This window comes from Vogesella sp. EB (genome assembly GCF_001037925.1).
GTDB classification, from domain to species: Bacteria; Pseudomonadota; Gammaproteobacteria; order Burkholderiales; family Chromobacteriaceae; genus Vogesella; species Vogesella indigofera.
Window position 1 is genome coordinate 1 of the sequence record NZ_LFDT01000027.1, and the last position, 26,777, is coordinate 26,777.

Genomic DNA, 26,777 nt, shown 5'->3' on the forward strand with positions numbered 1-26,777 from the left:
CAGCGAGATCAGCGCCGAGCCGGGCATGGTGGTGGCCGCCGGCCAGGTGGTCGCCCGCCTCGCCGCCGACGGCGCGCGCGAGGTGCTGTTCCAGGTGCCGGAAAACGCGCTGGAACGGGTGCGCCGCGCCAGCGGCTTCAAGGTGTCGCTGTGGGCCGACGGCCGCGAACTGGATGCCAGCCTGCGCGAGCTGGCCGCCGACGCCGACCCGGCCACCCGCACCTACGCCGCGCGGCTGCAGCTGGCCGCCAGCGACGACAGCGTGCGGCTGGGCATGACCGCGCGCATCAGCGCGCTGGCCGCCAGCGGCCAGCCGCGCGCCATCCGCCTGCCGCACAGCGCCATTCTCGACGAGAACGGCAAGCACTACGTGTGGCTGATCGACGGCAGCAACAAGGTTGGCCGCAAGGCGGTGCAGGTCGCCCGCCTCGACAGCCAGGGCGTGACACTGCAGTCCGGCCTTGCCGGCGGCGAGAAAGTGGTCACCGCCGGTGTTCACCTGCTGCGCGACGGCCAGCGCGTCAGCCTGCTGCAGCAATAAGGGACGGCGACGATGAAAAAAATCAACCTGTCGGAATGGGCGCTGCGCAACGGCTCGCTGGTGCAGTACCTGATGGTGGTGCTGATGGTGGCCGGGCTGTTCGCCTACACCCAGCTGGGACAGAAGGAAGATCCGGAATTCACCTTCAAGGCGATGATGGTGCGCGTGCTGTGGCCCGGCGCCACCGCGCTGGAGACCGAGCAGCAGGTCACCGACAAGATCGAGAAGAAGCTGCAGGAAATGGGCGAGCTAGAGTACGTGAAGAGCTACACCAAGCCGGGCGAGGCGCTGCTGATCCTGTCGATCCGCGAGGACGTGCCGCCGAAGAACGTGCAGCAGCTGTGGTACACGGTGCGCAAGAAGCTCGGCGACATCAAACACACCCTGCCCACCGACATCCGCGGCCCGTTCTTCAATGATGAATTCGGCGACACCTTCGGCAACATCTACGCCTTTACCGGCGACGGCTTCAGCTACGAGGAGGTGCGCCGCTACGTCGATGGCGTGCGCCAGGAGATCCTGCGCCTGCCCGACGTCGGCAAGGTCGACCTGATCGGCGAGCAGGAAGAGCGCATCTACGTGACACTGTCCAACGCCAAGCTGGCGGCGCTGCAGCTGGACGCGCGCACCATCTGGAGCGCGCTGGCGGAGCAGAACGCGATGACGCCGGCCGGCAATTACGACACCGCCAGCGACCGCATCTGGGTGCGCGTCTCCGGCAGCTACGGCTCGGTGGCGGCCATTGCCGACACCCCGCTCAGCGCCGGCGGCAAGAGCTTCCGCCTCGGCGACATCGCCACCGTCGAGCGCCAGTTCGTCACCCCGCCGTCGTTCGGCATGCGTTTTGACGGCAAGCCGGCGCTTGGCCTCGCCATCAGCATGAAGCAGGGCGGCGACGTGCTGAAACTGGGTAACAACCTGCAGCTGCTGATGCAGGAGGTACAGAACAAGCTGCCGGTCGGCATGCAGATCCACTCGGTGTCCGACCAGCCGCAGGTGGTGAAGAACGCGGTCGGCGAATTCATGAAGGTGCTGATCGAGGCGGTGGTGATCGTGCTGGCGGTGTGCTTCCTCAGCCTGGGCGTGCGCAACGGCATCGTGGTGGCGCTGTCCATCCCGCTGGTGCTGGCGATGACCTTCCTCGCCATGTACCTGCTGGGTATCGACCTGCAGCGCATCTCGCTCGGCTCGCTGATCATCGCGCTGGGCCTGCTGGTCGACGACGCCATCATCGCGGTGGAAATGATGGCGCTGAAGCTGGAACAGGGCTGGAACAAGTTCCAGGCCGCCACCTTTGCCTATACCAGCACCGCCTTCCCGATGCTGACCGGCACCCTGCTCACCGCGGCCACCTTCCTGCCGGTGGGCATGGCCAGGTCCAACGCTGGCGAGTACGTGTTCAGCCTGTTCTCGGTGGTCAGCATCGCGCTGCTGCTGTCGTGGATCGTGGCGGTGGTGTTCGTGCCCTACCTCGGCTACAAGCTGCTGCCGGAGCACCACGCCGGCAATGCGCACGACGACGTCTACCACAAGCCGTTCTACCTGCGCTTCCGCGCCACGGTGGAGTGGTGCCTCGACCACCGCAAGACGGTGATCGCGCTGACCGCGGCCGCGTTCATCCTGTCGCTGGTGGCGTTCAAGCTGTTCGTGCAGCAGCAGTTCTTTCCCTCCTCCAACCGCGTCGAGCTGATGGTGGACATGTGGCTGCCGCAGGGCGCCAGCTACCAGGCCACCGAGGCCGAGGTACGCAAGCTGGAGGCGCTGATCAAGGACGATAAACACGTGGTCAGCACCACCGCCTACGTCGGCGGCGGCAGCCCGCGCTTCTACCTGCCGCTGGACCAGCAGCAGCAGCACCTCAACTACGCGCAGCTGATGGTGATGACGCAGGACGAAAAGGTGCGCGAAGACGTCAAGCACAAGCTGGAAACGCTGTTCGAACGTGACTTCCCGATGGTGCGCGGCCGCGTCACGCGGCTGGAGAACGGCCCGCCGGTCGGCTACGCGGTGCAGTTCCGCGTGATGGGCGAGGACCACGCCAAAGTGCGCAGCATTGCGGCCAACGTTGAGACGCTATTGCGCGCCCATCCCGGCGCCCGTCACATCAACATCGACTGGGGCGAGCAGGTGAAGTCGCTGCGGGTGGAAATCGACCAGGACAAGGCGCGCGTGCTGGGGGTTTCCAGCCAGTCGCTCAGCCGCCAGCTGCAGTTGCTGATCAGCGGCAGCACCGTCAGCGAATGGCGTGAAGGCGACCGCAGCATCGGCATCGTGGCGCGATTGGACAACGCCGGCCGCGAGCAGGTGGAGGCGCTGGGCAGCTTGATGGTGCAGACCGCCAGCGGCAAGTACGTGCCGGTGGCGCAGCTGGGCAGCATCAGCTACCAGCCGGAGGAAAGCATCATCTGGCGCCGCAACCGGCTGCCGACGGTGACGGTGCGCGCCGATGCCGCCGACGGCGTGCAGGCGGCCGACATCTCCAAGGCGCTGTGGCCCAAGCTGCAGCAGCTGGAGAAGACGCTGCCGCTGGGCTACCACATCGAGCTGGGCGGCTCGCTGGAAGCCAGCCAGAACTCGCAGGGCGCGATCGCCAAGGTGACGCCGCTGATGCTGATCGTCGTGCTGACGCTGCTGATGATCCAGCTCGGCAGCTTCCAGCGCACGCTGCTGGTGGTGCTGACCGCGCCGCTGGGCCTGATCGGGGTCACGCTGACGCTGATCCTGTTCGGTGCGCCGTTCGGCTTTGTCGCGATGCTGGGGGTGATCGCGCTGTTCGGCATGATCATGCGCAACTCGGTGATCCTGGTCGACCAGATCGAAACCGACATCGGCGAGGGCATCGACCGCTTCGAGGCCATCGTCGGCTCCACCGTGCGCCGCTTCCGCCCGATCATGCTCACCGCGCTGGCGGCGATCCTGGCGATGATCCCGCTGTCGCGCAGCACCTTCTGGGGGCCGATGGCGGTGGCGATCATGGGCGGCCTGCTGGTGGCCACCGTGCTGACGCTACTGTTCCTGCCGGCGCTGTACGCGCAGTGGTTCGGCGTCAAGCGCCCGCAAACAAATTAATCAATCCCGAGTGAAGCCGCTACCGGAATTGGGTAAGGTAGAGGCTTCACCGCTTTCATGATGCAACCGGAATGCCCACTATGAAGCTCATCCGCACCCTAGGCCTTGGCGCCCTGCTCGGCAGCGCCCTCGCCGCCCCGGCCCACGCCTTCGACCTGCTGCAGGCGCTGCATGCCGCGCGCCAGTACGATGCCGGCTACGCCAGCGCCAGCGCCGCCAACCGTGCCGGGGCCGAAAAGGCGGTCCAGGGCCGCGCGCTGCTGCTGCCCAGCGTCGGGCTGAGCGCCGCCAGCACCCAGACCAAGCCGCTGCAACCGGCGGCCGGCAACTACCGCAGCGACAGCCTCGGCGTGCAGCTGACGCAACCGCTGTTCGACACCGCCAGCTACAGCGGCTACCAGAAGGGCAAGATCGCCAGCACCGTGGCGCAGCTGCAGTTCGACGCCAGCGGCCAGCAACTGGTGATCGACGTCGCAAAGGCCTACTTCGACGCGCTGCTGGCCGAGGACGTGCTCAACGTCACCCGCGCCACCAAGAGCGCCTACGAGCGCCAGCTGGCACAGGCGCGCAAGGCGTTCGAGGTCGGCACCGCCACCATCACCGACACCCACGAAGCACAGGCCGGCTACGACGCCGCCACCGCCCAGGAAATCGCCGCCCTCAGCGACCTCGACCTCAAGCGCAACGCGCTGGCGCAGCTGACCGGCCTCAACCCGGAAAGCATCCGCCGCCTGCGCGACAAGCCACAACTGAGCGCCGCCGACCTCGGCACGCTGGAGACGTGGACGCAACGCGCACAGCAGAACAGCCTGGCGCTGCAGCTGCAACAGCAGCAGCTGGCGCTGGCCGAAAAGAACCTGGACGAAGCGCGCGGCAAGCACCTGCCCACGGTCAGCCTCAACGCCGGCTACAGCCACAACCGCAGCACCGATGCCAGCAGCGTCGCCAGCGGCCGCGACACCACGCGCGGCAGCAGCCTCGGCCTCAGCCTGACACTGCCGCTGTACGCCGGTGGTGCCATCGACTCGCAAGTGACCGAAGCCGCGGCCAACCGCGACAAGGCACGCGAGGACCTGGAAGTCATCCGCCGCCAGAACGCGCAGAACGTGCGCCGCAGCTGGCTGGGCGTCAGCAACGGCGCGGCGCTGGTCAAGGCACAGGAACAGCTGCTGGTCTCCGCCAAGAGCAAGCTTGACGCCACCCGCCTCGGCAAGGACGTCGGCGTGCGCACCAACCTCGACCTGCTCAACGCGGAAAAGGACTACCAGGACGCCATCCGCGCGCTGGCGCAGGCACGCTACAACTTCCTGCAGGCGCGACTGGCGCTGGCACAGGCTGCCGGCACACTGGACGACCAGGTGGTGGAAGAGGTCAACCGTTTCTTCTGACGCCTGTTTACTGCGGACGGAGCACCAAAACATTGCGGCCAACCTTGAGCAAGGTTGGCCGCAATCACAACGGCGTATGGGCCGACTCGAGGTTGTTCGGATCAGTCGCTATCGGCAGGTAGTACCCTAACTGTGCGGCAGCAAGTCTTCGATGGCACGCACAACATCCGCTACCGGAATATGGGCAACCTGCCAGTCCTGTTCGGAACCGGAGGTCAGCACCCGGTGCGGCACCTGCCACGGATACCAATGCTTGGTCTTCTTTTCCAGATGCTCGAACAGGCCAACCACGCTGGCCCCGCTCCCTGCCGCGAGATGCAGACCGCCGCCATCCGAACACACCGCCAGATCGGCACAAGAAAATGCTGCCATCAACTCCTTGACCGTCCGGGTGGGATAAAACACCAAACGCTCGTGCTCCGGGAACTGGCTGCGAATGTAATCCGCTTTCTCATCATCCCCCGGATGACGAGGATCATCGGCGGCGCCTGGCGCCCACAACAACAGGAAATCCACGTCCCGCGACAAGCAGGTACGGATCACCTCGCAAAAATGCTCGACTGCCCAGACCCGGCTGTTCTCGCGGGCACTGATGTGCAAGGCGATAACCGGGCGCTGCCTGGTGGAAAAACGTCGGGCCAAGACATCAGGCACCACAACAGCAGGCAAATTCAGCCTGCCAGGAGCTTGAGTCACACCAAGCGGTAACAAAAGTTCGGCAAGACACTCTACTTCATGACGGAATACATGATCCCGCGTGAAGGGGATCGGGTAGTCCACGATGCCATCATAGTCTGTCCCCTCCGACACAAAACTGATCACATGTTTCGGTCTGGCGGCCTTTGCCAGACGTACGGCATTCTTGGGATAACCCGAGCCGGCCACAATCGCGTAATCAAAATGCTCGCGCCGCAACGCAAGGTAGGTCATCAGCTTGCGCCAGATTACCCGCACAACCGAATCCCCCGCTCCGCGGTGCTTCAGTTTGGTATAGAAGTACACGCCATCCAGCAGCGGGTGCCCATCCAGCACGTCCTTGTTGTAGTCATTGACCAGTGCATAGATTGCTGCTTGCGGATATTTTTCACGCAGAGCTGCTATCAATGGCGTGGTACAAACCAGATCGCCAATATTGTCACGGCGTATCACCAAAATCTTCATGCCAGTTTTCCCGAAGAAGAGCCGGAACGGAGCACCACCTGCGACAGCAGCATGCCTGCCAGCATCATCAGTAACACCGCATTTGCCCACATGCCATTGGCAAACCCCACCAGCAAGAAGGCCGGGATGATGACCAACAGACTGCTGGCAACCGGATGGCGTACCGTCTGCCGCCAAACTTGACGAAATGCCAGCCACAGTATCGCCAACAGGAATGACAGGTACACCAGCAAACCCAACAAGCCGGTTTCCAGCGCCACCTGAAAGTACAGACTGTGAGGGTTGGCTTTGCCATACGGATATGCTCGTCCAGTGAAATATAAATAGGCAGAACGATTTCGTGGGTGAGTTCCAGCCTGCAGATACTTCAGTAACTGCTCATGCCGTGCCAGCAGTGCCAGCTTGCGCCAGCCTGGCCCATAACCAAGTACCGGCTGCTGGCGGATCAGAAAGTCGGTCGCAACCCAGATACCCTGGCGTTCCAGCAGAGCCGGATCCTGTTGGTAAGTGTCACTACGGAATGTGGAAGCATAGCGCTGCCACAGTTCAGGCTTGGCAGCAAATAGCCCTGCCGCTGAGATCACGCACCCGAGCAGCAATAGCAGGCTCTTACGCCACGAGCCGTTAAGCAGCAGCAACAACAGCAGGCTGGCGACGATGACCAACAGTGGTGTCCGGCTCTGGTGCAACACCAGGTTCAGCATTTCCACACCCCACATCACCACCAGCAGCACGCGCCAACGGCGCGACAGCCAGTCCTGCCCATATAGCAACAACACCGAAGTCAATAACAGATAGAACACCGCATCCATCGCATAGCCGCGCCGGTACGGTGCCAGCCAAGCCAGATCAAGGCCGTAATAAGCCAGCACCAATAACGAGCGCAGGGCAAAGCCCAGCACAAAGCCCAGCAGAATGATGCGAACCTGCTGCTCGCGACGGATAAAGCTGCACGCCACCAGAAATACCAGCAACGGCTTCAGGTGGTCCTTCTTGAACTCGTTGAGGTTGTTGGCCAGCCAGTCGCCATTGAGCAGCAGCGAGACGACAAACACCACTACCAGCAGCATAAACAGGCGGAATATCCCACTACGCCACGGCAGGGTTGGCCGCACGCACAGCAGCCAGCCAGTCCAAAGGATGACAGCCATGAAAAAAGAGACATTCATGAGGCCGGTCAGCGCAGTCGAGGCCGAGGCAAAACAGAACAGAGCAATCAGGAAGAACAGCGGTTTCTCCAGCAGCGCCCCGTAGCGCGCCAGAGAGGAAGAAGGGCGAGTATCAGTCATTCAGGGCTTCTTTCGCTGCCGCCAGGATGTCCCCAACCGCAACAGTGCGGATACAGGCTCGATCAGCCGTCTTGCAGGTATAAGGGGCGTTGAATACAAAGGCACACGGATAGCAGGGTGGCTGTTTCGACACGAAACGTACTTGCGGCCCCAGCGGTCGCTGCTCGCGAAAATCCACCGGCCCGACGATCACGACCATAGGCACGTCAAAGGTATCCGCCAGATAGGTCAGACCGGAGTCGACGCCGATGAACAGCTTCAAGCGCTGCATCAGCGCCGGCAGCTCGTCCAGCTGGAAGGCGCCGGCGGCATTGATCACGCGTTCGGCGCCCTTCACGCGCCCCACCACGGCAGCAGCACAGGGGCCGTCTTCCGGGCCGCCGATCAGCACCACCTGTCCCGGATAATCCTGCAACAGCCGCGTCACCAGCGCCGCCAGCAAGTCCTCGCCCAGCTCCTTCAGTTTGTTGGCGCTGGAGATCGCCAGTCCGATGGCGGAATGGTCAGGGGTAACACCCAGCCGGTCACACACGGTTTCGCCGCTGGCGGCGATGGCCATTTTCTTGCGCAGGCCCATGGCGATGCCCTGCTGCTGCAACAGGCGCTGCTTGGTAGCCAGTACCAGTTCGCCCGGGCGATGCTGTTCGGTCAGGTCGATACAGTGGCGCAGCGCGGCCAGCGTGCGGCCAACCTTGGTCGGCATGATGGACAGCGTGCACGGCACACCGGACCAGATCAGCCCGCACAGTATCGGTAGCGACGGTGACAGGTTGACCGCCAGGTCGTAGCGCCCGCCAGCAATCAGCTGCGCCAGCCGCCATTTCCCCGCCCAGCCGCGCCAGGAGTCGGAGCGGATGGCGATGCAGTGGTCGACCTCGCTCAGGCCGGCAATGATCTTGCCGGTGACCGGCGCGTGCAGCACGGTGAGCTGCGCGTCGGGATAGTGCTGCCGCAGCGCCAGGATCACCGGCGTGGCACACAGCATGTCGCCGATCTTGGCAGTCTGCACCAGCAGGATGCGCTTGATCTTGCCCCGGCGCTGCAAGCGCTTGGCCAGCCACCACCACGGCGCCAGCAGATAGGTCAGCAGCACGTAGATCATGGTTTGCGCGCCGCCTCCGCCAGAATGGCCTCGGTACCGGCCACGTAGCGGGCGATGGTGTACTGCGCCTTGACCCGCGCCTCCCCGGCCTGCCCCATGCGCTGACGCAGGCCGGCATCGGCCACCAGTTTAGCCAGCGCCTCGGCCAGCGCCGCGCTGTCGCCATACGGTACCAGCAGGCCGCTGTCGCCATCGGCGACCAGCTCCTGCGAGCCAACCACGCGTGAGGCCACTACCGGCTTGGCCAGCAGCATCGCCTCCAGCAGCACCCGCGGCAGGCCCTCGCTTTGCGACACCAGCACGCAGACGTCCATCGCCGCGGTATAGGCCAGCGGCTGCGGCTGGAAGCCGGCAAACACCACCTGCCCGGCAATGCCGAGGCTTGCGGCCAACCTTTCCAGTTCGGCGCGCTGCGGGCCGTCGCCGACCAACAGCAGGCGCACCGGCAGCTGGCGCCGCACCAGTTCGGCCGTCGCCTGCAGCAAGAAGCGCAGCCCCTTGCGTTCCACCAGCTGCCCGACCGCACCCAGCACAATCTCGTGCTCGCGGCCAGCCAGCAGTTGTTCCCGTACCGCCGCGCCATCAGGCAGGGGCTGGTCCGGGTCGATGCCGTTCAGCACCGCCACGCATTTGTCCGCCTGCACCCCGTGTCGGACCAGCGCTCCGACCACGCCATTGGAGACGCCGATCACCTTGCTGGCCACGCGGTTGACGATGGCCGCATCGGCGGCATCCATCAGCGGCTCGATGCGGCAATGCTGCACTACCGGCACGCCGCTCTGTTCGGCCGCCAGATAGCCTTCCAGGTTGGAACGCGGCTGGTTGTTCATGTACAACAGGTCAAAGCGCTCGTTACGCAGCTGGCGCGCAATCGCCGCCGCATTGGGCGCAATGCGCCAGGCGTGCTCGATGCGTTTGACCAGGGCCTGGCGCCAGGGCTTATGCCAGGCCAGCAAGCCACGCGCCAGTTCCTTGGCCAGCTTGGCCCACAGAGGCTGCTTGCGCTGCGGCAACAATCGCAGCCGCATGCCGATAGCGGCCAGCTCGTGCGACAGCGTGCTCTGGCCCTTGCTGTAATCGCGGTAAAACAGGCAGGTGATGTCAAAACGCTCGCGGTCGATGCGCTTGAGCAGCTCGAACAGGCTATTGGTCCCGCCGCCCCATTCGTTGCCGGTATCCAGCAACAGGATTCTGGTTCGGGTTGTCATTGAGGATTCTCCGGTTGCAACGACAACTGGCGCTCACAGGCGGCCAGCACTTCGTCAACCGTAATATTGTCCATGCACGGCGGCGCCGCATATCGGCAGCGTTTGCCGAGGCAGGGGTCGCAGGTGCGGTGTTTCTGGATCACGATATGGCGCTTCAGATCGGTGGTCGGGCCGGAACCGTGCCAGTGCGCGGCGGCAAACAGGCCGACGATCGGCGTGCCCACCGCAATCGCCATGTGCATGATGCCGGTGTCCGGCGTCACCAGACAGGCGAAACGCTGCACCAACGCCGGCATCCGCGTCAGCGGCAGCTGCCCTGCCGTCACCACCAGCCGCGCGTCGTTGACGGCATCGGCAACGGCATCGGCCAGCGCCCGCTCCTGTGGCGAGCCGGTAACGACAATGCGCAGCACGGGGTTGGCCGCAAGCAGGCGCTGCGCCAGCTCGGCATAGCGCTCCGGCCGCCAGCGCCGGCTGGCGGTCGAGGCGCCCACCTGGAAACCGATCACCGGCTGCTGCGGGGTGATGCCGTATTGCTGTTGCAGCCAGCCGGCCACCGCATCGCGGTTCTGTGCCGCCACCGGCAGGATCATGTGCTTGTCGCTGCCGTCGGCACCGGCCAGCGTGGCCACGGCCAGGCGCTGGTCAATGCCGTGGGTGAAATCGCGCCAGTTGCTGACCTGCTGGTGATTGCTGAGCAAAAAACGGAAACGGCTGTTGTTGGGCAGCTTGAAGCGCCAGCGGGCACCGCTCAGATACGCCAGCGGCGTGGCCTGCGGCTCGTTGGCATGCAGAATGGCCACCAGATCGAAACGCTCGCGGCGCAGTGCCAGCGCAAGACGCACAAAACGGCGATAGCCGCCGTGGTAGTCGATCAGGTCGTCGATGTCGGGATTATCGGCAAACAGACCGTGATACGGAGCGTTGACCAGCAGCACGATGCGCGCCTGCGGGTAGCGCTGGCGCAGACTGCGGATGGCCGGTGTGGACAGCAGCGTGTCGCCGATGGCGGTGCAGGACATCACCAGGATGCGGCGGATGGCAGCGGTACCCAGCTCGGCCGGGTCCGGCGCGCGGCGGTCGAAACGGCGGGCCAAGCCCAGCCCCCACGCCAGCAGGTTTTCGCGGATGCGGGTGCCCATTATTTGCCCCGCAACGCCAGATAGGCGCGGCCCAGCAGCGGGCGGCGATACAGGCCGAGGCGGCGGCCGAACCAGCCGTCGCGGCGATCCTTGGTCACGATGCGACCGATGTGCCGTGGCGAGGTGGCACGGGTGTTGAGCGCCTTGTCCACCGTGTACAGGTGACGGAAACCGGCGGCGTCGGCCACGGCCAGGTAGTCGTCGTCAAAATAGCCCTGCGGCCAGCACAGGTGATCGCTGACCGAACCCAGCCGCGCCTGCAGCGTGGCACGCGACTGCGCCAGATCGGCGGCCAGCCGTTCGCGCTTGTCTTCGCGACTGGCACACAGCTTGTCCCAACGCGCATGGCTGTGAGTATGGCTGTGGAACTCGAAGGTGCCGGCGGCGCGCGCCGCCTCGATCTCGCTCCAGCGCATCATCACCGCATCGTGGCGGTCGTCGGCCACCGCCTGCTTGCAGCCCTTGTGATCCGGCGTGGCCGGCAAGGGTTGGCCGCAACCGTCGTGCGGACGCACCGCGCCATCGCCGATCCAGCCGGTGATGGTGAATAGCGTGGCCTGCTGGCCGTAGCGCTGCAGCACGGGATGGGCGTAGACCCAGTTGTCGAGATAACCGTCGTCAAAGGTGACCAGCACGCTTTTGTCGGGCAGCGGCCGGCCGGCGAGAAAACCGGCCAGGTCGTCGCAACGCACGGTGGTCCAGCCGTTTTCCGCCAGCCAGCGCATATTGTGCTCGAAGGTCTGCGGCGAGACCGTCACCAGGCCGGGGCTGGGGCTGACGTGGTGGTACATCAGTACCGGAATGGCTTTGGCCTGTTTCATCCCTGCCCCCGTTGTGCCAGCAGGCGACGATACAGGTCCAGCATCGACTGGCACATGGTATCGACGTGGAATACCGACGACACCAGCTCGCGGCTGCGCCCCGCCATACGCTGACGCAGCGTGTCGTCGCCCAGCAGGCGGTTGACCGCCTCGGCCAGACTGGCGGCGTCGCCCGGTGCGATCAGCAGGCCGTTGTCGCCGTCGCGGACCACTTCCGGTACGCCGTCGACATTGGTGCCCACCACCGGCAGGCCCATCGCCATCGCCTCGATATAGGAGGTGCCCAGCGCCTCCTGCTCGGTCGGCAGCAGGAACAGGTCGCAGCCGGCCAGCACGTTGGCAATGTCGCGGCGCAGGCCGAGCAGGTGTATGCGTGCGGCCAACCCTTTGGCCGCAATCAGCGTCTTGAGGTTGTCCATCTGCGCGCCGTCGCCGGCAAACACGAAATGGGTGTCCGGATGCGCGGCCAGAATGCGGTCGGCCGCCTCCACGATGAAACGGTGGCCCTTTTTCATGCGCAGGATGGCCACGGTGCCGATCACGCGGGTGCTGTCGGCAATACCCAGTTCGGCGCGCAGCGTGGACGGCCCGTCCAGTTGCATCACCTGCGGGTCGATGCCGGTATACACGGTAGACACGCGCGACTCCGGCACGCCCTCGCTCATCAGGTAGCGGCGCACATGCTCGCTGACACTGACCACATGGTGCGGCAGCGTGGTGTAGGTGAAACGCGAGGTGATCGGCAGCGCCAGATGGCGGGTACGCACCACCAGACGGCCGGCCAGCAAACCGGCCAGACCGCCGAGAATGCTGTCGCGGCCGCTGTGGGTATTGACCACATCGGCCTGCACGCGACGGATGATGGCCGCCATGCGCCACGCCGCCGGCAGGTCGATGCCGTTGCGCATGCGGACTTCAAATACCTCGAAGCCGGCCTCGCGCGCACGGGCGCCGAACTTGGCCTTGGGCTGGCACAGCAGGATCATGCGGTGGCCCAGCCTGCGCAGGCCGACCATCTCCTTGAAGGTACGGTGTTCCTGCCCGCCCCAGCCCAGCGAGGATTCGGTATGGACGATGGTCAGCACCGGCTTAGTCATGCGCGGGCTCCTTGAACTGCAGGCGGTGCAGGTTGGCGTACAGGCCATCCTGCGCGATCAGTGCGGCATGGTTGCCGACTTCGGCAATACGCCCCTGGTGCATCACCACGATGCGATCGGCGTGCTCGATGGTGGACAGGCGGTGGGCAATCACCAGTGTGGTGCGGTTCTGCATCAGGTTCTCCAACGCCGCCTGTACCAGCCGCTCGGACTGGGTATCCAGCGCGCTGGTTGCCTCGTCCAGGATCAGGATCGGCGCGTTTTTCAGCAAGGCGCGGGCAATCGCCAGCCGCTGGCGCTGGCCGCCGGACAGGCGCACGCCGTTTTCGCCGATGATGGTGTCAAAGCCCTGCGGCATCGCCTCGATGAATTCCAGCGCGTTGGCGGCGCGGGCGGCGTCGACAACCTGTTCGCGGCTGACTTCGCCGATGCGGCCATAGGCGATGTTGGCCGCCACGCTGTCGTTGAACAGCACCACGTCCTGGCTGACCAGCGCGATGTGCTGGCGCAGGCTGCCGAGGGCGATGTCGGTCAGTGGGATGCCGTCCAGCGTAATCTGTCCTGCCGACGGCTCGTAAAAGCGCGGGATCAGGCTGACCAGCGTGGTCTTGCCGCTGCCGCTGGAGCCGACCAGTGCCACCGTTTCACCCGGCTTGATGGCAAAGCGGATGTCCTGCAGTGCCGGACGCTCGGCATTGGGGTAGCTGAACTGCACATTGTCGAATGCCAGCTCGCCACGCGTGCCCTGCAGGCGACGGGTGCCGTTGTCCGGTTCGCCCTGCTCGTCGAGGAAGCCGAACACGCTTTCGGCGGCGGCAAGGCCTTTCTGTAGCGACTGCGAAATACTGGTGATGCGCTTGACCGGTGCGAACAGCATCAGCATCGCGGTGAGGAAGGACATGAAGTCACCGGCGGTGAAACTGCCGCTGTGGGCACGCAGCGCGGCGAAATACAGGATCGCCGCCAGCGCGCAGGCGATGAACAGCTGGGTGACGCCGGTATTGGCCGACGAGGTGGCGCTTTGCTTGACGCCGTTGTGACGGATGGCTTCGGCCGTGCGCTGGAAGCGCTGCGCCTCGTAACCTTCGCCGCCATAGACCTTGACCACGCGGTGGCAATCGATGGTTTCGCCCAGCACCTGGGTCAGCTGCGCGATATTCTGCTGGTTCTGCCGCGACAGACCGCGCAGGCGCTTGCTGACCAGGCGCACACACAGCGACACCACCGGCAGTACCGCGAGGCAGATCAGCGTCAGCTGCCAGTCGGTATAAAACAGCAGGCCGAGCAGGCCGATGATGGTGATGCCGTCCTTGACGGTGACGGTGATCACGTTGAAACCGGCTTCGGTCACCAGATTGACGTCAAAGGCGATGCGCGACAGCAGCCGTCCGGACGGATGGTCGTCGTAGTAGTTCACCGGCAGACGCACCAGCTTGGCAAACATCTCTTCGCGCAGCGTCTGCACCAGATGGCCGGTCAACCAGCTGGTGGAGTATTCGTTGATGTAGCTGGTCAGCCCGCGCACCAGGAACAGGCCGACAATGGCGAGCGGTGCCCAGATCAGCGACGAGCCGTCCTTGTTGACGAAGCCGCCGTCGATCAGCGGTTTCATCAGCCGGGCAAACGCCGGCTCGGTGGCAGCGGCGATGCTCATCGACAGCAGCGACACCATGAACACCTTCCAGTAAGGCTTCAGGTAGCCGAGCACCCGCTTGTAAAGCGCAAAACTGCTGACCGCAGAAGGAGTTGTCATGCGAAAAACCAACGATAAAACAGACGATTATAAACCAGCCCGGCGCCAGCCGGGCCCTGTCACAGCAAGCGCCGGTAGCAAGCCAGCAAACGGCCGGCCATCTGCTCCAGCGTGAGGTCGGCGGTACTGGCCCGCGCCGCCGCGGCCAAGCTTGGCCACTCGGCACGGCTGGCCAGCCATTGGCCGAGCTGCTGGCGCAGGGTGGCGCCGTCCAGCGCGTCGGCCACCCAGCCGTTGTCGCCGTCGCGGATCAGCTCGGCGGCACCGCACTGCTGCGTGGTGAACACCGGCAAACCGCAGGCCAGCGCTTCGACACAGACATTGGGAAACGGGTCATACAAGGTCGGCAGGATGAAGGCGTCGGCCATACCGTAAAACGGCTTGACGTCGTTTTGCGCGCCGGCAAAACGTACACGCGACGCGATGCCCAGCGTTGCGGCCAACCTTTGGTACTGCGCGGCGTGCTTGTCCTTGCCGACAATCAGCAACTGCACCTCGGGGTGCGGCACGATGGCCTGCAAGGCGCGTGCCACGCCCTTGCGCTCGAAACCGGAGCCGACGTACAGCAGCAACGGTGCCGCTGGCGGAATCTGCCACTGTGCACGCATCGCGTCGCGATGTTCGCGCAGCGACGGATGAAACGCCGCGGTATCAACGCCGTTGTAGATCACGGCAAAACGCTCGTCCGGCAGGTCGAAATAGTGCTGGATCTCGCGCTTCACCATCTGCGAATTGCAGATCACCGTTTTCAGGCGCGGATGCAGGAACATGCGCCGCTCCATCCACTGCACGTAGTGGTGGTAGGGATTCAGTTGCAAGGTAATGCGGCCCCAGCGCGACAGCACCCGGCGGCGCAGTTGCAGCCAGTGGCGGTGCACGCCGTCGCCGGCGCGGTAGATGTCGCAGCCGGCGATGCGCTCGTGCGACTGCACCAGCTCGAAACCTTCGCGCTGCCAGATCCGGCGCGCGGCGCAGGCAAAGCCCCAGTCGCGCCAGACGCTGCCGAGATAGAAAGGGTTGGCCGCAAAGGCGCGCACACCGGAAAGCGACTCCCACTTGCGCGCGATCAGGTTCACTTCCAGTCCACCCTGCGCCGACAGCGCCGACAGCGCACGACTGACAAAACGCTCGGCGCCGCCGGCCGGATTGTATTTCTGCCGCACGATCACCAGTCGCATCATGCGCCGACCTCGGCCATCAGGCTGTTGAAGGCCGCCAGTACCTGTGTTTCGGTGATCAGCTCCAGGCATTCGCTGCGCTTGCCGCCGCCACAACCGTCCTTGCCACACGGGCGGCAGGGCAGCTCGGTGCGCAGCAGGCGGTGCGGCACCTGCCACGGCCCCCACTCGATGTCGCCGGAGGGGCCGAACAGCGCCACGCACGGCGTCTGCATCGCCGCGGCGATGTGCATCGGCACCGAATCCATGCCGATGAAGGCCTGCGCACCGTCGATCAGCGCCGCCAGCTCCTTCAGGCTCAGCTGCCCGGCCAGCGAAGCTACCGGTTGCGACAGCCGGCCGGTGATATCGGCCAGCAGCGCCAGCTCCGCCGGATCCGGCGCCGCCGACAGCACCACCGTTTCGCCCTGCGCGCGCAACTGCTCAATCAGCGTCGCCATGCGCGCGGCGGGCCAGGTCTTGAACAGCCAGCGCGAGGTCGGATGGATCACCAGATAACGGCCGCTGACACCCTGCGCCGCCAGCTTCTGGCGCACGCTCTGCTGTGCCGCTTCGCCCGCCACCAGCCGCAGCCGGCGCTCGTCGGCTGCCGGATAGATGCCGAGGCGACGCAAGGCATCGAGGTGGATTTCGACGGTATGGCGGCGATTGCCGCTGATCACCGGGTAACGGTGGCTGAAACTGTTGGCAAAGAACTTGCCGAAATTGCCGCCCGGCGCCACCGCCCAGCGCGGTCGCAGCAAGCGACTCAGCCAGGCACCACGCTTGTGTTCGGTCAGCTGGATCACCAGATCGTAGTGGCGGGCTTTCAGCCCGGCCAGCAACTGCCACTCGGCGGCCAGCTGCCCGCGCAGGCCGAGCTTTTTCCACTGCCGGTCGATGGTGAACAGCTGCGACAGCGCCGGATGGCCGGACAGCATGTCGCGGGTGTCGTGATACACCAGCGCGTCGATCTCGGCATGCGGCGCGTGCGTCTTCAGCACCGACAGCACCGGTGACGACAACAGCACGTCGCCGTGGTGGCGCAGCTTGATGACAAGCACGCGGCGCACGGCGGACAGATCGATAGCGTCTTTGAGCATAGAAAAGAAAAAAGCCGGATCAGGCGTCCGGCCCGGCATTCAGTTGTTGCAGAAGATCGGCGATTCTATCAGGGTCTTCGCTGCGAAGCATGCGCGCGACGTGCGGCCCGACTTCGTCGAGGTGGCTGGACAGCACCTGCTGCTTCACGTCCAGCAGGTTGGCCGGGTGCATCGAGAAGCGGCGCAAGCCCATGCCCAGCAGCAGCCGGGTCAGGCGCGCGTCGCCGGCCATCTCGCCGCATACCGATACCGGCACCCCGGCCTTGCTGGCGGTCTTGATGGTGTAGGAGATCAGCTTCAGCACCGCCGGATGGATCGGATCGTACAGGTGGCTGACGGTGTCGTCGTTGCGGTCGATCGCCAGCGTGTACTGGATCAAGTCGTTGGTGCCGATGGAGAGGAAGTCGACATGCTTGATGAAGCTACCCACCACCAGCGCCGCCGACGGGATCTCGATCATGGCGCCGACTTCCACCGCCTCGGCAAAGGCGATGCCTTCGGCGCGCAGCTCGGCCTTGGCGTACTCCAGCTGGGTCAGCGACTGCTTCAGCTCGCCCAGGCTGTTGATCATCGGGAACAGGATGCGGATCTTGCCGAAGGCCGAGGCGCGCAGCAGCGCGCGCAGCTGGGCGCGGAACATCAGCGGCTCGGCCAGGCACAGGCGGATGCCGGTCAGCCCCAGTGCCGGGTTTTCCGCCAGCTGGTGATTGAGCCAGCGCGGACTCTTGTCGGCACCGAGGTCCATGGTGCGCACCGTCACCGGCGCGCCGCCGGTCAGCTCCGCCACCATGCGGTAGGCGTCGAACTGCTCGTCTTCCGACGGCAGGTTGTCGCGGCCGAGGAACAGGAACTCGCTGCGGAACAGGCCGACCCCGACGGCGCCGGCTTGCAGCACGTTGGCCGCATCCTGCGGCAGCTCGATATTGGCCAGCAGCTCGATCGGGGTGCCGTCCTCGGTGATGGCATCGGTGTTGCGGATGCTGGACAGCTTGCGCCGCGCCTCGACGCAGGCCCGCTGCCGGCGGCGGTACTCGGCCAGCACCGTCGGTTCCGGGTTGATCAGCAGCACGCCCTGCTGGCCGTCGACGATGATCAGCTCGTCCTCGCGCACCAGCTCGCGTGCGTGGTGCAGCGCGATCACCGACGGCAGGTCCAGGCTGCGGCCGAGAATGGCGGTATGGCTGGTGGCGCCGCCGACATCGGTGACGAAGGCGGCGACGTTGGAATCCTTGAAGTAGACCATGTCGGCCGGCGACAGGTCGTGCGCCACCAGGATGGCATCGCCGTCCAGCCCTTCCGACAGCTGCAACTCGGTGGTGTGACCGCCGAGGTTCTTGAACACCCGCTCCACCACCTGCAGCACGTCGTGCTTGCGTTCGCGCAGGTAGTCTTCCTCGATGGCGTCGAACTGCTCGATCAGGGTGTCGCACTGCTGTTTCAGCGCCCACTCCGCGTTGCAGCGCAGGCTGGCAATCAGTTCGCGCGGGTCGCGCGTCAGGGTCACGTCTGACAGCAGCATGATGTGCAGCGACAGGAACGCACCCAGCTCGGCCGGGGCGTTCTCCGGGATGCTGCCCCACAGCATTTCCAGCTGTTTGCGCGTGGCCCGCACCGCCTGGTCGAAACGCTGCTGTTCTGCCGCGATTTCGTGGTCATCGATACTGTAATGCACCACATCATCCATGCTTTGCGACAGCAAGTGGGCACGGCCAATGGCGATGCCGCCACCGATCGGTACCCCGTGCAGAACGATGCTCATGTTGCGCCCTCTCCCCTGTCCGGTACCTGTTCTTGTTGCGGGCGGTTATTCCGCCTCGTCAAAGCGGTTGTTGATCAGTTCGACCAAGGCCGCCATGGCGAGGTCTTCGTCCTCGCCATTGGTTTCCAGCTCGATTTGCGAGCCTTTCGCTGCCGCCAGCATCATCACCCCCATGATGCTCTTGCCGTTGACGCGGCGGCCGTTGCGCGCGATCCAGACTTCGGCCTTGAAACGGCTGGCGGTCTGGGTGAACTTGCTGGAGGCGCGCGCGTGCAGGCCCAGCTTGTTGATGATCTCGATTTGCTGTGTTTTCATTCTTTTCCCTCGGGAATGACGTAGTACACGCCTTCCAGTCCCCCTGTAATCGCCTTGCTGACCACCACCTCCAGCGGCTGCGCACTGTAGCTCAGCGCACGCACCAGCATCGGCAGGTTGACGCCGGCAACGACCTCCACCACACCGCGCTGACGCAAGCGGCTGGCAATATTGCAAGGCGTCCCGCCGAGCATGTCGCTTAACACCAGCACGCCACTGCCGTCATTGATCTTGTCGATCAATGCCTGCGCGTCCAGCAGCCGCGCGTCGGGATTGTCCTGTTTCTCGACGCCGAGGATGGCCAGATTGTCCGGCACGCGCCCCAGCACGTGCCGTGCACAGTCGGCCAGGCACAAGCCCAGCTCGCCATGCGAAATGATCAGTACACCTACCATGATTGTCTTGCTCCGGACGAGCCGGTATTGCCCTCGTTATGACGTGGTGACGGTACCGCGCCGTCACCGCCCTGGATTCACTGCTGCGCGTCGGGAGTTACCGCCACTTCCTCGACGCTACGGAACCAGCCCAGCCGCGACGACAGCGCCACCACGTCGCCGACGATGATCAGCGCCGGCGAGGCGATGCCGCTCTGTGCGATTTTAGCCGGCAGGCTGGCCAGCGTGCCGACCACGGTACGCTGCTGCGCGGTGGTGGCACGGTGCACCACCGCCGCCGGCGTGGTCGCCCCCTTGCCGTGCGCGATGAAGGCGTCGCAGATCTCGGCCGCCATCGCCAGTCCCATGTATACCACCACTGTCTGATCCGGGCGCGTCAGTGCCGGCCAGTCTAGCTGAATGCTACCGTCTTTTTTATGACCTGTAACAAACACCACCGCCTGCGCGTGATCGCGGTGGGTCAGCGGGATGCCGGCGTAGGCGGCGGCACCGCTGGCCGAGGTGATGCCAGGCACCACCTCGAACGGGATGCGGTGCTCGGCCAGCAGCTCGATTTCCTCGCCGCCACGGCCAAAGGTGAACGGATCGCCGCCCTTCAGCCGCAGCACGCGCTTGCCCTCTTGCGCCAGCCGCACCAGCAGGGTGTTGATCTCTTCCTGCGGCATGGTGTGGTTGGCGCGCTGCTTGCCGACGAAGATGCGTTCCGCGTCGCGGCGCACCAGCTCCATCAGCTCCGGCGCCACCAGATTGTCGTACAGCACCACGTCGGCCTGCTGCATCAGGCGCAGGGCGCGGAAGGTGAGCAGGTCGGGGTTGCCGGGGCCGGCACCGACCAGGTACACCGCGCCGGACGGCGTGCTGTCGCCTGCGGCCAACCTTTGCAGCAGGTCGGCCTCGGCAGCACGCTCGTCGCCGTTCATCACCTGCTCCGCCAGCGGCCCTTCCAGCACCGCCTCCCAGAACGCCCGCCGCTCCTCGACATTGCCGAAGCGCGCCTTGACCTGGTCGCGGAAACGCGCGGCGAACTGCGCCAGGCGGCCGAAACCGGCCGGGATCAGGCTTTCCAGCCGCGCGCGGATCAGCCGCGCCAGCACCGGCACGCCGCCGCCGGTCGATACCGCGATCACCAGCGGCGAGCGGTCGACGATGGCCGGCGTGATGTAGCTGGACAGCTCGGGGTCGTCCACCACATTGACCGGAATGCCCAGCGCCTGCGCCGTCTGCGACACCAGGCGGTTGACCTCTCGCTCGTTGGTGGCGGCCACCACCAGCCGCTGGCCGCCGACCTGTGCCGGCTGGAAACAGGCGTCGATATGGCACACCTCGCCGGCGGCCGCCATCGCGGCCAGCTCCGGCACCAGCTGCGGCGCCACCACCGTCAGCCGGGCGCCGGCCGACTGCAGCAGGCGCGCCTTGCGCACCGCCACCTCGCCGCCGCCGACCAGCAGGCACGGCTCGCCGGCAAGGCGCATGAAAATCGGAAAATACTCCACGGAATGCTCCTGTAGCTGACCATGGCAGAATACTCCAGCCGGCGCAGCTTGGCGATGCCCGCCCTCGGCACTACGTCCTGCAGCGGATATCACCGGCCATGGCATTCAGGTACTATGCTTCAAACATTATTCCGGATTTGCCATTGCCCGCCGCGCGGCCATGGCTCGCAGGAGCACAACGTGTTCGCCCAAGCCACTCTCGAAACCGTCCTCAGCGCGCTGCCGGCCGGTTACCTGCTGCTTGACCTGTCGCGACAGGTCGTCTTCGTCAGCGAGCGTTTCAGCATCGCCTGCCACGGCAGCCCGCTGCCCACCGTCGGCAGCCCGCTGCCGGCCACGCTGCTGCCGCAAGCGGTGCAGCAGCGCCTCGATCAGCCTGACAACAAGGGACTGACGCTACCGGCGCACGGCCTGCTGCTGGAGTGGCTGGTCACGCCGCTGCGCGACGGCTGGCTGATCAGCGTGCGCGAGGACCGTCACGCCTTTCGCACCCTGGTCGACAATTCGCCAGACATCATCACCCGCTACGACCTCGAGCTGCGCTGCCGCTTCATCAACAACACGCTGAGCAACTTCTCGCCGACACCGGCAGCGGAACACATCGGCTGCACGCTGGAAGAACGGCGCCTGCCCGCGCAGCTGAAGGACGCCATCCGCCACAATGCGCAGCAGGTGATCGCCAGCGGCAAGCCGCAGCGTTTCATCAGCGAGCTGAGCCTGCCGCAGCGGCTCTACGTGTTCGAGTCGAGGCTGCTGCCGGAGTTCGACGACGCCGGCCAGCTGCAGTCGCTGCTCAGCATCGACCGCGACATCAGCGAGCAGCACGCCACCCGGCTGTGGGAAGCCGACGAGAACCGGCTGCTGGAGATGATTGCCAACGACCGGCCGCTGCAGGAAGTGATGGGCTGGACCTGCCAGATGATCGAGAACCAGCTCAGTGGCGCGATGTGCAGCATCATGCTGCTGGACGAGGCCGGCGAACGGCTGTACCTGGCGGCGGCGCCGTCGCTGGCCAGCGAATACAAGGAGGCGATCGACGGCCTGCGCATTGGTGAAGGCATCGGCTCCTGCGGCACCGCCGCGCAGCGCGGCGAGATGGTGATCGTCAGCGACATCGCCAGCGATCCGCTGTGGCAGGACTACCGCGAGCTGGCCGCCGCTCACCGGCTGCACGCCTGCTGGTCGCTGCCGATCCTGGCGCAGGACGGCAAGGTGCTCGGCACCTTCGGCCTCTACCACGACCGCCCCTGCGCGCCGGATTCGCAAGCACTGGACATCGTGCGCCGCACCTCGCACCTGATGGCGATTGCCATCCAGCAGGAGCAGCGCGCCACCGCGCTGTACCGGCTGGCGACGCAGGACGGCCTGACCGGCCTTGCCAACCGCCGCCACTTCCTCGACCTCGCCTCGCAGCGTTTCAAGGAGGCGCGCTACCTCGGCAAGCCGTTCAGCCTGCTGATGATGGACATCGACCACTTCAAGCGCGTCAACGACGGCCACGGCCACGAGGGCGGCGACGTGGTGCTGCAGGCCTTCGCCCAGTGCGTGAAGAGCACGCTGCGCGCCAGCGACCTGGTGTGCCGCATGGGCGGCGAGGAGTTTGCCGCCATCCTGCCCGATACCCCGGCCGGCGAGGCGCTGGTGGTGGCGAAACGGCTGCGCAACGCCATCGCCGCGCTGCCGATAGCGCACCAGGACCACACCATCCCGATCACGGTCAGCATCGGCGTCGCCTCGCTTTCACCGGCCTGCCGCGAGCTGAGCGAGCTGATCCGCCACGCCGACCAGGCGCTGTACCAGGCCAAGGCCAAGGGCCGCAACCGCGTCTGCGTCGCCGAGTCGCTGTAAGCGCCTGTTCACGATCGGCTACAACTGATCTCTACGGGGGCGATACTGGCTTAAAACGGCCTCGGCATGCTGGTGTATATCTGGATAAACGCCGCTTCCTCAGCTGTTTTCGCCTTGTCTCGCGCGAGCTCGTGAACACGCGCTAAGCGGCGCGATTGCAAAAAAGGTTGGCCGCAACAGCGCACGCTGTTGCGGCCAACCTTTTGCCATGCGGGGAAGACCTGCGCGCGTCTAGTGTGCGCTCTCCCAGCTGCTGCCGACACCGACTTCCGCCAGCAGCGGCACCTTCAGCGCGGCGACGCCGGCCATCAGCTGCGGCAGTTTTTCCCGCACCAGCGCCAGTTCGCTGTCCGCCACTTCCAGCACCAGTTCATCGTGCACCTGCATGATCAGTTTGCTCTGCAACCGCTCGGCCAGCAGCCAGTCCTGCACCGCGATCATCGCCAGCTTGATCAGGTCGGCGGCGGTGCCCTGCATCGGCGCGTTGATCGCGGCGCGCTCGGCACCGGCGCGACGCGCCTGATTGGCGGCGCGTATTTCCGGCAGATACAGGCGGCGGCCGAACACGGTCTCGACATAGCCCTGCTCGCGCGCCGCATCGCGCGTCTGCTGCATGTATTCCGCGACACCGGGGTATTTGCGGAAGTAGCTGTCGATGTACAGCTTGGCGGCGTCGCGGCTGATGTCCAGCTGCGAGGCGAGGCCGAATTCGCCCATGCCGTAGATCAGGCCGAAGTTGATGGCCTTGGCGGCACGACGCTGCTCGGTGCTGACTTCCGCCAGCGGGGTGCTGAACACCTCGGCCGCGGTAGCCTTGTGGATGTCCTCGCCGCTGGCAAACGCCGCCAGCATGCCGGCGTCGCCGGACAGGTGCGCCATGATGCGCAGCTCGATCTGCGAATAGTCGGCGGAAACGATCACGTGGTCGGGCGCGGCGATGAAGGCCTCGCGCACGCGGCGGCCCTCGGCGGTGCGCACCGGGATGTTCTGCAGGTTGGGGTCGGAGCTGGCCAGACGGCCGGTAATCGCCACCGCCTGTGCATAAGTGGTATGCACGCGGCCGGTCTGTGGATTAATCAGCGTCGGCAGCTTGTCGGTATAAGTGGATTTCAGCTTGGCGAGGCCACGGTACTGCAGGATCAGCTTCGGCAGCGGGTGATCCAGCGCCAGTTTTTCCAGCACTTCCTCGTCGGTGGAGAAGCCGCCGGACGGCGTCTTGCGCACGCCCTTGGTGGCGATGCCGAGCTTGCCGAACAGGATTTCCTGCAGCTGCTTGGGCGAATTGAGGTTGAACGGCTGGCCGGCCAGCGCGTAGGCCTGCTGCTCCAGCTGCAGCATCTCGCTGCCAAGCGCGTGGCTTTGTGCGGCCAACCTGTCGCGGTCGATCAGCACGCCGTTTCGCTCCATCGCGAACAGCACCTCCGCCACCGGCAGCTCGATGTCGCGGTAGACCTCGGCCAGCTTGCCGTGCAGCAGCGGCGCGAAGTGCTGCGCCAGGCGCAGGGTGATGTCGGCGTCCTCGGCCGCGTAGTTGGCCGCAACCTCCACCGCCACCTCGGCAAAGCCGATCTGCTTGGCGCCCTTGCCGCAGATTTCCTCGTAGCTGACCGTGGTTTCGTTCAGGTGACGGCGCGCCAGATCGTCCATGCCGTGGCGTTCGTGGCTCTCGATCACGTAGGAGGCCAGCAGCGTGTCGTCGGCCACGCCGCGCAGGGTGATGCCGTGGTTGGCAAACACGTGGCGGTCGTACTTCAGGTTCTGCCCCAGCTTTTTCTTGGCGGCGTCTTCCAGCCACGGCTTGAGTTTGGCCAGCGTGGCGTCGAAATCCAGCAGCTGCGGCGCATCCGGGCCGCGGTGCGCCAGCGGCAGGTAGGCGGCCTGCCCCGCTGCCACCGAGAAGCTGATGCCGACCAAGCGCGCCTGCATCTGGTCGAGGCTGGTAGTCTCGGTATCCAGCGACACCACCTCGGCCGCGGCCAACCTTTGCAGCCACTCGTCCAGCTGCTCGCTGCTGAGAATAGTGTCGTAGTGACGCGCGATGGCGGTGGCGGGTTCGTGACCGGCAACGGCATCCGGCACCGCCGCGCTGTCGTCACCGAACAGGTCGCCGCTGGTATGCAGCGCTGCTTGCGCCCGTGGCGCGGCGGGGCGGGTGGTGGCGGTATCGGCCGCCGGCTCGCTGACTTCGCGCAGGAAGGTGCGAAAGCCGCAGGCGGCGAACAGTTCCGCCAGCCGCGCCTTGTCCTTGCTGCCATGCAGCAGGCTGGCCATGCCCTGCGGCATCTCGGCCTGCAGCGGCACGTCGCACTTGATGGTGATCAGCTCGCGTCCCTTGGGCAGCCACGCCAGCGCCGCGCGCAGGTTGTCGCCGACCTTGCCGCCGACCTTGTCCGCCTGTGCGATGACCCCGGCCAGCGTGCCGTACTCTTCCAGCCACTTCACCGCCGTCTTCGGGCCGCACTTGTCCACGCCCGGCACGTTGTCTACCTTGTCGCCGATCAGCGTCAGGTAGTCGATGATCAGGCTCGGTGGCACGCCGAATTTCTCCTTCACCCCGGCCTCGTCCAGCAGCTCGTTGGTCATGGTGTTGACCAGCGTCACCGCCGGCGTCACCAGCTGCGCCATGTCCTTGTCGCCGGTGGACACGATCACCCGCATGCCGGCGGCCTCCGCGGTACGGGCCAGGGTGCCGATCACGTCGTCGGCCTCCACCCCGTCCACCATCAGCAGCGGCCAGCCGCTGGCACGCACCACCTCGTGCACGGTGACGACCTGCGCGGCGAGGTCGCTCGGCATCGACGGACGGTTGGCCTTGTACTCCGGGTACAGCTCGTCGCGGAAAGTCTTACCTTTAGCATCGAAAATGCAGGCGCTATAATCGAACTGCACTTCCTTCTCCAGCCGGCGCAGCATGTTGACCATGCCGTAGATGGCACCGGTCGGATCGCCGGTGGGTGAGCGCAAGTCGGGCATCGCATGGAAGGCTCGGTACAAATAAGAAGAGCCGTCAATCAATAACAAGGTTTTCATAAGAAAAGGGGCAGATATGAGCTTGTCCGATAAATTACCGCAAACCAGCGACCGCTACGCGATGATGCAGCGTTTCCGCTCGCGCGAAGCTTGGCATGTGATGAAAATTCTGTCGGAATTTGTTGAATCGGCAGAAGAACTGCAACAGATCAGTCCAGCTGTAAGTATTTTTGGCAGCGCACGGACGCCGCGCGATCATCGCTATTATAAGCTGACCGAGGACATTGCCCGCCTGTTATCCGACGCCGGCTTTGCGGTGATTTCCGGCGGCGGCCCCGGCATCATGGAGGCGGCCAACAAGGGCGCCTATTACGGCAACAGCCCGTCGGTCGGCCTCAACATCGTGCTGCCGCACGAGCAGCGCCCCAACGAGTACCAGGACCTGAGCCTGAAGTTCGACCACTTCTTCAGCCGCAAGGTGATGTTCGTCAAACATGCACTGGCCTATGTGGTGATGCCCGGCGGCTTTGGTACACTGGACGAAATGTTCGAGGCGCTGACGCTGATCCAGACCGGCAAGACGCGCAAGATGCCGATCATCCTGTGCGGCATCGAATTCTGGAGTGGCCTGCTCGACTGGGTGCGCGAACGCCTGATCGGCGACGGCCTGATCAACGCCGATGACCTCGACCTGCTACAGCTGATCGACGACCCGCAGCAGATCGTGGAAACCATCTTCACCTTTTACGAAACCCGCGGCTTCGAGGCCCTGCCGGAAGAACGCGAACAGCTGCTCAATCTGTAATATTTGCCGACCGGCGCTGCCCGCCAGCGCCGACAACCAAGGAAACACCATGTCCCGCCTGATTCTGGCCGTGCTGGCCGCCATCGCCCTGCCGGCGCTGGCCGATACCCCCGCCGCGGTGCTGCCGCCACCGCCGACCATTGCCGCCGATGCCATGGCAGAGCCGGAAATCCGCATCATCCAGGACGGCGACAATAGCATCGAGGAATACCGTCTCAACGGCCGCCTCTACCTGCTGAAAGTGACGCCGAAAAACGCGCCACCGTACTACCTGCGTGACGACGAGGGTAACGGCCAGATGAAACGCATCGACCCGTCGCAGCGCCTGGTGGTGCCGCAGTGGGTCCTGCTGACCTTCTGA

Annotated in this window: 21 protein-coding genes; 6 read left to right on the forward strand and 15 right to left on the reverse strand. The window is 65.3% G+C overall.

The window, feature by feature from the left end; translation table 11 throughout:
* The 3 genes from ACG97_RS13525 to ACG97_RS13535 all read left to right on the forward strand — a co-directional run.
* Positions 1 to 541 (forward strand): efflux RND transporter periplasmic adaptor subunit (locus ACG97_RS13525; RefSeq protein ID WP_047967902.1); only part of this gene is annotated, 541 nt, incomplete at its 5' end.
* Between the two features lie 12 nt (positions 542 to 553).
* Positions 554 to 3,610 carry an efflux RND transporter permease subunit gene (locus tag ACG97_RS13530; protein WP_047967903.1) on the forward strand — a complete coding sequence of 1,019 codons (3,057 nt, stop codon included), beginning with the start codon at positions 554 to 556 and terminating at the stop codon, positions 3,608 to 3,610.
* An 80-nt stretch (positions 3,611 to 3,690) separates the two neighbouring features.
* On the forward strand, positions 3,691 to 4,998 hold the full coding sequence (locus tag ACG97_RS13535) for a TolC family outer membrane protein (RefSeq protein WP_047967904.1): 1,308 nt from the start codon (positions 3,691 to 3,693) through the stop codon (positions 4,996 to 4,998).
* Between the two features lie 126 nt (positions 4,999 to 5,124).
* Here ACG97_RS13535 and ACG97_RS13540 read toward each other — a convergent pair whose 3' ends face one another.
* The 14 genes from ACG97_RS13540 to cysG all read right to left on the reverse strand — a co-directional run bounded on the left by ACG97_RS13540 (position 5,125) and on the right by cysG (position 20,793).
* A complete protein-coding gene (locus ACG97_RS13540; protein WP_053068180.1) occupies positions 5,125 to 6,159 on the reverse strand; it encodes a glycosyltransferase family 9 protein in 1,035 nt (344 codons plus the stop codon).
* On the reverse strand, positions 6,156 to 7,448 hold the full coding sequence (locus tag ACG97_RS13545; protein WP_082133799.1) for an O-antigen ligase: 1,293 nt from the start codon (positions 7,446 to 7,448) through the stop codon (positions 6,156 to 6,158). Before ACG97_RS13545 ends, ACG97_RS13540 begins: the two co-directional genes overlap by 4 nt.
* Positions 7,441 to 8,550: a glycosyltransferase family 9 protein gene (locus ACG97_RS13550; protein WP_047967906.1), complete on the reverse strand. Its 1,110-nt coding sequence runs from the start codon at positions 8,548 to 8,550 to the stop codon at positions 7,441 to 7,443. The genes ACG97_RS13545 and ACG97_RS13550 overlap by 8 nt, the downstream gene beginning before the upstream one ends.
* Positions 8,547 to 9,758, reverse strand: coding sequence for a glycosyltransferase (locus tag ACG97_RS13555; RefSeq protein WP_047967907.1), 1,212 nt, complete (start codon positions 9,756 to 9,758; stop codon positions 8,547 to 8,549). Before ACG97_RS13555 ends, ACG97_RS13550 begins: the two co-directional genes overlap by 4 nt.
* On the reverse strand, positions 9,755 to 10,900 hold the full coding sequence (locus tag ACG97_RS13560) for a glycosyltransferase family 9 protein (RefSeq protein WP_047967908.1): 1,146 nt from the start codon (positions 10,898 to 10,900) through the stop codon (positions 9,755 to 9,757). The genes ACG97_RS13555 and ACG97_RS13560 overlap by 4 nt, the downstream gene beginning before the upstream one ends.
* Entirely contained in the window at positions 10,900 to 11,721 is an 822-nt protein-coding gene (locus ACG97_RS13565) for a polysaccharide deacetylase family protein (protein WP_047967909.1), read from the reverse strand. Before ACG97_RS13565 ends, ACG97_RS13560 begins: the two co-directional genes overlap by 1 nt.
* Positions 11,718 to 12,818: a glycosyltransferase family 4 protein gene (locus ACG97_RS13570; protein WP_047967910.1), complete on the reverse strand. Its 1,101-nt coding sequence runs from the start codon at positions 12,816 to 12,818 to the stop codon at positions 11,718 to 11,720. Before ACG97_RS13570 ends, ACG97_RS13565 begins: the two co-directional genes overlap by 4 nt.
* On the reverse strand, positions 12,811 to 14,571 hold the full coding sequence (gene msbA / locus ACG97_RS13575; RefSeq protein WP_047967911.1) for a lipid A export permease/ATP-binding protein MsbA: 1,761 nt from the start codon (positions 14,569 to 14,571) through the stop codon (positions 12,811 to 12,813). Before msbA ends, ACG97_RS13570 begins: the two co-directional genes overlap by 8 nt.
* 59 nt (positions 14,572 to 14,630) lie before the next feature.
* Positions 14,631 to 15,752 (reverse strand): glycosyltransferase family 4 protein, encoded by a 1,122-nt coding sequence (locus ACG97_RS13580; protein WP_047967912.1) that lies wholly within the window; start codon positions 15,750 to 15,752, stop codon positions 14,631 to 14,633.
* The gene (gene rfaQ / locus ACG97_RS13585) at positions 15,749 to 16,831 is read right to left on the reverse strand and encodes a putative lipopolysaccharide heptosyltransferase III (RefSeq protein ID WP_047967913.1); all 1,083 of its coding nucleotides are present in this window, start codon (positions 16,829 to 16,831) and stop codon (positions 15,749 to 15,751) included. Before rfaQ ends, ACG97_RS13580 begins: the two co-directional genes overlap by 4 nt.
* A gap of 19 nt (positions 16,832 to 16,850) precedes the next feature.
* The gene (gene ptsP, locus ACG97_RS13590) at positions 16,851 to 18,590 is read right to left on the reverse strand and encodes a phosphoenolpyruvate--protein phosphotransferase (protein ID WP_047967914.1); all 1,740 of its coding nucleotides are present in this window, start codon (positions 18,588 to 18,590) and stop codon (positions 16,851 to 16,853) included.
* Between the two features lie 45 nt (positions 18,591 to 18,635).
* Positions 18,636 to 18,905 (reverse strand): HPr family phosphocarrier protein, encoded by a 270-nt coding sequence (locus ACG97_RS13595; protein WP_047967915.1) that lies wholly within the window; start codon positions 18,903 to 18,905, stop codon positions 18,636 to 18,638.
* Positions 18,902 to 19,300, reverse strand: coding sequence for a PTS sugar transporter subunit IIA (locus ACG97_RS13600; RefSeq protein ID WP_047967916.1), 399 nt, complete (start codon positions 19,298 to 19,300; stop codon positions 18,902 to 18,904). The genes ACG97_RS13595 and ACG97_RS13600 overlap by 4 nt, the downstream gene beginning before the upstream one ends.
* A 77-nt stretch (positions 19,301 to 19,377) precedes the next feature.
* Positions 19,378 to 20,793, reverse strand: coding sequence for a siroheme synthase CysG (gene cysG, locus ACG97_RS13605; RefSeq protein ID WP_047967917.1), 1,416 nt, complete (start codon positions 20,791 to 20,793; stop codon positions 19,378 to 19,380).
* A 180-nt stretch (positions 20,794 to 20,973) separates the two neighbouring features.
* Between cysG and ACG97_RS13610 the strand changes: the two genes are divergently transcribed.
* Positions 20,974 to 22,641: a diguanylate cyclase gene (locus tag ACG97_RS13610; protein WP_053068181.1), complete on the forward strand. Its 1,668-nt coding sequence runs from the start codon at positions 20,974 to 20,976 to the stop codon at positions 22,639 to 22,641.
* Positions 22,642 to 22,872: 231 nt separating this feature from the next.
* Here ACG97_RS13610 and polA read toward each other — a convergent pair whose 3' ends face one another.
* Complete coding sequence (gene polA / locus ACG97_RS13615) at positions 22,873 to 25,671, reverse strand: DNA polymerase I (protein ID WP_047967918.1); 2,799 nt, start codon at positions 25,669 to 25,671, stop codon at positions 22,873 to 22,875.
* 16 nt (positions 25,672 to 25,687) lie between these two features.
* On the opposite strand from polA, the gene ACG97_RS13620 reads away from it, so the two are divergent.
* Positions 25,688 to 26,416: a TIGR00730 family Rossman fold protein gene (locus ACG97_RS13620; RefSeq protein ID WP_047967919.1), complete on the forward strand. Its 729-nt coding sequence runs from the start codon at positions 25,688 to 25,690 to the stop codon at positions 26,414 to 26,416.
* Between the two features lie 49 nt (positions 26,417 to 26,465).
* Positions 26,466 to 26,777 (forward strand): DUF2782 domain-containing protein, encoded by a 312-nt coding sequence (locus tag ACG97_RS13625; protein ID WP_047967920.1) that lies wholly within the window; start codon positions 26,466 to 26,468, stop codon positions 26,775 to 26,777.